Annotated in this window: 4 protein-coding genes and 1 pseudogene; 3 read left to right on the top strand and 2 right to left on the bottom strand. The window is 68.8% G+C overall.

The genetic code is table 11. From position 1 onward, the window contains the following. The 3 genes and pseudogenes from G3N99_RS34365 to G3N99_RS34355 all read left to right on the top strand — a co-directional run. Positions 1-310, top strand: a pseudogene (locus tag G3N99_RS34365) (hypothetical protein); the annotation flags it as partial. Next, complete coding sequence (locus tag G3N99_RS34360) at positions 307-1,503, top strand: CaiB/BaiF CoA-transferase family protein (protein ID WP_206124594.1); 1,197 nt, start codon at positions 307-309, stop codon at positions 1,501-1,503. The pseudogene G3N99_RS34365 and the gene G3N99_RS34360, both read left to right, overlap by 4 nt. 103 nt (positions 1,504-1,606) lie before the next feature. Continuing rightward, positions 1,607-3,022 (top strand): MFS transporter, encoded by a 1,416-nt coding sequence (locus G3N99_RS34355; RefSeq protein WP_206124593.1) that lies wholly within the window; start codon positions 1,607-1,609, stop codon positions 3,020-3,022. A 142-nt stretch (positions 3,023-3,164) separates the two neighbouring features. Here G3N99_RS34355 and G3N99_RS34350 read toward each other — a convergent pair whose 3' ends face one another. Together G3N99_RS34350 and argA are read right to left on the bottom strand one after the other, a co-directional pair. Then, a complete protein-coding gene (locus G3N99_RS34350; protein WP_006478357.1) occupies positions 3,165-3,440 on the bottom strand; it encodes an oxidative damage protection protein in 276 nt (91 codons plus the stop codon). A gap of 49 nt (positions 3,441-3,489) precedes the next feature. Further along, positions 3,490-4,869, bottom strand: coding sequence for an amino-acid N-acetyltransferase (argA, locus tag G3N99_RS34345; RefSeq protein WP_174941821.1), 1,380 nt, complete (start codon positions 4,867-4,869; stop codon positions 3,490-3,492). Between the last annotated feature and the right edge of the window lie 195 nt (positions 4,870-5,064).

The following is a 5,064-nucleotide window of genomic DNA, read 5'->3' as shown; positions in this document are numbered from 1 at the left end:
TCAACCCTCCGGCCACCCCCACTATCCTCCCCGAGTTATACACTCTTTCCCTCCCCGCCGCTATCCCGCTCTGTCCGCGCTGTACTACGCGAGCGCGGCCGTGCTGATGGCGTGCGAGGGCGTGCGGCTCGCGCCGGATTTCCGGCGGCTCGCGCTCGCGCATCTGATCGTGCGCCACAAGCTGCTGCCGGTCGATCCGCTCGCGCCGGCATCGCGCGACGACGAATCGGCCGCGTACGACGCGCTGCTGCGCGGTACGCCGATCGCACTCGACACCGCGCTCGACCTGCTGCCGGAGGTCGAACGATGAGCATGACGCGTGGCGCACTGGACGGCCTGAAGGTCGTCGACCTGAGCCGCGTGCTCGGCGGCCCGTACTGCACGCAGGCGCTCGCCGACCACGGGGCGACGGTGGTCAAGATCGAGCCGCCGGACGGCGACGAGACGCGTGGCTGGGGGCCGCCGTTCCTCGGCGATACCGCGTGGTATTTCATGGGCGTGAACCGCAACAAGGAAGGGCTCGCGCTCGACCTGTCGCGCGACGAGGGGCGCGCGATCCTGTGGCGTCTGCTCGAAAAGGCCGACGTGCTCGTCGAGAACTTCAAGCCCGGCACGCTCGCGCGCTGGGGCATGGATTACGCGCGCGACCTGCAGCCGCGCTTCCCGCGCCTGATCCATTGCGCGGTGACGGGCTTCGGCGAAGGCGGCCCGCTTGGCGGGCTGCCCGGCTACGACGCGGTGATCCAGGCGATGGCGGGGTTGATGAGCGTCAACGGCGAGCGCGACGGCGACGCGACGCGCATCGGTCTGCCGATCGTCGACATGGTCACGGGCCTCAATGCACTCGCGGGCATCCTGCTGGCGCTCGCGGAGCGTGAGAAGAGCGGGCAGGGCCAGTCGATCGACATCGCGCTGTACGACTGCGGCGTGTCGCTGCTGCATCCGCACCTGCCGAACTTCTTCGGCTCGGGGCGCGTGCCGGAGCGCAGCGGCAACGCGCATCCGAACATCGCGCCGTACGACAGCTATCGCACGGCGACCGTGCCGATCTTCCTCGCGATCGGCAACGACCGGCAGTTCGCGCGGCTCGTCGCGCATCTCGGCGTGCCGGCGCTTGCAAGCGATCCTCGCTTCGTCGACAACCGCAGCCGCTGCGCGCACCGGCCCGAGCTGAAGGCCGAACTGGAAGCACGGCTCGCCGCGCACGCATGCGAGCCGCTCGCGCGCGACCTGATGGCGGCCGGCGTGCCGTGCGGGCCGGTGCGAACGGTCGCCGACGTTGCGCGCGATCCGCATGCGCTGCACCGCAACCTGTTCGTCGAGATCGGCGCGTATCGCGGCACGGCGTCGCCGGTGAAGCTGTCGCGTACGCCGGCCACCTATCGTTCGCCGCCGCCCGCACTCGGCGGCGACACGCGCGCGGTGCTCGATCGCCTCGGTGTCGATCCCGCGCTCCAGCAGCAACTGCTCGATGCCGGCGTGCTGAGGGAGGCCCCCGGCTAGGAACCTCCGATCGACACGACGCCGCCGGCCGGCGGCGCGATGCCGGCCACCCGGGAAAGGCGCGCGACAGTCGCGCCCCCGACACGCAAACATGGAGACATCGATGAGCCGTCAGCAATCCCCGACCGCCGCGCCGCAACCGCGGCCCGGCCGCGCCGCCTTCGCGGCGTTCGTCGGTACCACGATCGAGTGGTACGACTTCTACATCTACGGCACGGCCGCTGCGCTCGTGTTCGGCAAGGTGTTCTTTGCGAGCACGATGGATCCCGGCGTCGCGACGCTGCTGGCGTTCGTCACGTTCTGGGCCGGCTTCGCCGCGCGGCCGCTCGGCGGCATCGTGTTCGGGCATCTCGGCGATCGTGTCGGCCGCAAGACCGCGCTCGTGATCACGCTGGTGATGATGGGGCTGGCCACGACCGGCATCGGCCTGTTGCCCGGCTATGCGCAGATCGGCGTCTGGGCGCCGGCCGGCCTCGTCGTGCTGCGCGTGCTGCAGGGTGTCGCGGTCGGCGGCGAGTGGGGCGGCGCGGTGCTGATCGCGAGCGAGAACGCGCCGAAGCATCGCAGCATCCTGTATGCGGCGTTCGCGCAGCAGGGCTCGCCCACCGGCAACCTGCTCGCGACTGCCGCGTTCTTCGCGCTGAGCGCGCTGCCGACGCCGTCGTTCCTGATGTGGGGCTGGCGCATTCCGTTCCTGCTGTCGGCCGTGCTCGTGATCATCGGCATGGTGATCCGGCTGAAGCTCGAGGAGTCGGCCGACATGCAGCGCGTGCTCGCGCGCAAGCGCACCGTGAAGCTGCCGCTGCGCGACGTCGTGCGCGATCACTGGGTCGTCGTGCTGCTCGCGGCCGGTACGCTGCCGGTGATCAACGTCACGTATTTCCGCAGCACGTTCGCGCTGTCGTGGGCGACGAAGGAGCTCGGCTACGCGCAGGGCACGTTCCTCGGCATCCTGTCGATCTCGCTCGTCGTGCAGTTCCTGATGCAGCCGGTCGGCGCGTGGTTCGTGTCGAAGATCGACATGCGCCGCGCGATGTGCTGGATCCTGATTCCGGAAATCGTGCTGATGCCCGTGATGTTCCATGCGCTCGCGACACGGTCGTACTGGGTGGCCGTCGCGGGCATGTGCATCTCGACGATTCCGTCGGCGATGTTCTATGGCGCGGTCGGCGGCGTGCTCGCGCGCGTGTTCCCGGCGAACATCCGCTACACGGGCCTGTCGCTCGCGTACCAGCTGAGCGCGCTCGTCGTCGGCGGCGGCACGCCCGTGCTCGCGCAGGCGATCCTCAATTCGACCGGCAGCATCGTCGGCGTCGCGGTCGCATCGGGGCTTTACGCGCTCGTGTCGCTCGTCTGCATGCTGGCGCTGCTGAATCGCACCGGATATCGCGCGGACGAACTGTCGACGGCCGAACGCAGCGACGCGGCCGAATGGGGCACCGAAGGCGGCAGCGCGGAACCGGTGGCCGACGGGAGCACGCAGCCGGGCGAGGGCGGCGCGTTGAAGCCGGCCGGCTGAGCCGCACGGCATACCGCCCCGCGCGAGGCCGGAACGTGCCGAACGCGCGTCCCTAATAGAAAACGGCACCGTGCGAAACACGGTGCCGTTTTTTCTGGCGCGTGTGGCCGGCAACTTGCGCCGGCCGCGCGTCAACGCGTCATCAGCCTTCCGTCGGCGGCACGTAGCCGGACGCCTGGTCCGCGCCGTCGCCGAAGAAGTACTTCTCGGTCTGCTTCATCAGGTACTGGCGCGCACGCGGGTCGGCCATGTTCAGGCGGTTTTCGTTGATCAGCATCGTCTGCTGCTTCAGCCAGCCTTGCCACGCTTCCTTCGAGACGCTCTCGTAAATGCGCTTGCCGAGTTCGCCCGGCAGCGGCGGGAAATCGAGGCCTTCGGCTTCCTTGCCGAGCTTCGCGCATTGGATCATTCGAGCCATCGTGTACTTCTCCTGTAATCGGTCTGGGGGAGGGCAGTCGTGCCTGCGCTCAGAGCTGTTTCATCAGCACGAGCGACTTGCGCTGCCAGTTATAGAGTTTGCGGCGGTCTTCCGGCAGGTCGTCGACGCTGACCTTGACGAAGCCGCGCTTGAGGAACCAGTGCTCGGTGCGCGTCGTGAGCACGAAGATATGCGTGAGGCCGCGCGCGCGGGCGCGCTGCTCGATGCGCTTGAGCAGGCGTTCGCCGTCGCCCGAACCCTGCGCTTCCGGCGCGACCGTCAGGCACGCCATCTCGCCGATCTTCTCCTGCTGGTACGGATACAGCGCCGCGCAGCCGAACAGCACGCCATCGTGCTCGATCACCGAGAAGTGGTCGATGTCGCGTTCGATCTGGTGGCGGCCGCGCCGCACCAGCGTGCCGTCCGACTCGAGCGGTTCGATCAGCGACAGGATGCCGCCGACGTCGTCCGGCGTCGCTTCGCGCAGGCTTTCGAGGTTCTCGTACGAGATCATCGTGCCGACGCCGTCGTGCAGGAACAGTTCGAGCAGCATGCTGCCGTCGAGCGATTGCGGGATCAGGTGCGCCCGGGTCACGCCGCCGCGGCACGCGCGGATCGAATGCTTCAGGAAGAATGCGTCGTCGCCCTGGACGTTGCCGGAATCGAGCAGCTCGGCCGCCGCGTCGAGCGACATTTCGCGGATCAGCTCGCCTTCGTCGTCGACGATGCCGGGGCCGTCGGTCAGGAACACGATCTTGTCGGCGCGCAGCGCGATCGCGGCGGCCGACGCCACGTCTTCCATCGACAGGTTGAACGCTTCGCCGGTCGGCGAGAAGCCGAGCGGCGACAGCAGCACGAGCTTGCGGCTCGCGAGCGAATGACGGATCGATTCGGCGTCGATCTTGCGCACGATGCCCGTATGCGCGAAATCGACCCCGTCGAGAATCCCCACCGGCCGAGCGGTCACGAAGTTGCCCGACACGACGCTGATGTGCGCGTGCGCCATCGGCGAGTTCGGCAGACCCTGGCTGATCGCGGCCTCGATGTCGAGACGCACTTCACCGGCCGCTTCCTTCGCGGATTCGAGCGCGCGCGCATCGGTGATGCGCAGGCCGTGCGAAAACTCGGATTCGACACCGTGCAGGCTCAACTGCTCCTCGACCTGCGGGCGCGAGCCGTGCACCAGCACGATCTGGATACCCATCGCCTGCAGCAGCGCGATGTCGGACACGAGCGCATTCAGCAGCCCCTGCTGCACCACTTCGCCGCCAAACCCCACGACGAACGTGCTGTTGCGGAACTTGTGGATATAGGGCGCGACGGAGCGCATCCAGTCGACGAACTGCGCGTGACTGGCGGCCGAGTCGTCGGCGGCCGGCGGCGTCGTGGCGCCGGTCTGGGCGGGGGGGAGGTCGGTTTGGGAATTCATGGGCGGGATTATAATGCGCCCCCATGTCGAATGTACCTAAAAGTCCCGCGCCGACGCGGGCCAAAGCGCCGTCGGCCCGGCACCCGGATGGTGCGGCCGATGCACGCCAGCAGCAGGGCCAGCCGCCGCGCCGGCCGCAGGAACAGCAGGCGGACAAGCCTGCGCATGCACCGCGCGGGCCGCGCGGCGACGAAA

The organism is Burkholderia sp. Ac-20392 (assembly GCF_017104585.1).
Lineage (GTDB): Bacteria > Pseudomonadota > Gammaproteobacteria > Burkholderiales > Burkholderiaceae > Burkholderia > Burkholderia lata.
This window is presented reverse-complemented; position numbering and strand designations above follow the sequence as displayed.

Coding starts and splice junctions, on each gene's coding strand:
- G3N99_RS34360 (WP_206124594.1), top strand. CDS start 307: ATGAGCATGACGCGTGGCGCACTGGACGGCCTGAAGGTCGTCGACCTG.
- G3N99_RS34355 (WP_206124593.1), top strand. CDS start 1,607: ATGAGCCGTCAGCAATCCCCGACCGCCGCGCCGCAACCGCGGCCCGGC.
- G3N99_RS34350 (WP_006478357.1), bottom strand. CDS start 3,440: ATGGCTCGAATGATCCAATGCGCGAAGCTCGGCAAGGAAGCCGAAGGC.
- argA (WP_174941821.1), bottom strand. CDS start 4,869: ATGAATTCCCAAACCGACCTCCCCCCCGCCCAGACCGGCGCCACGACG.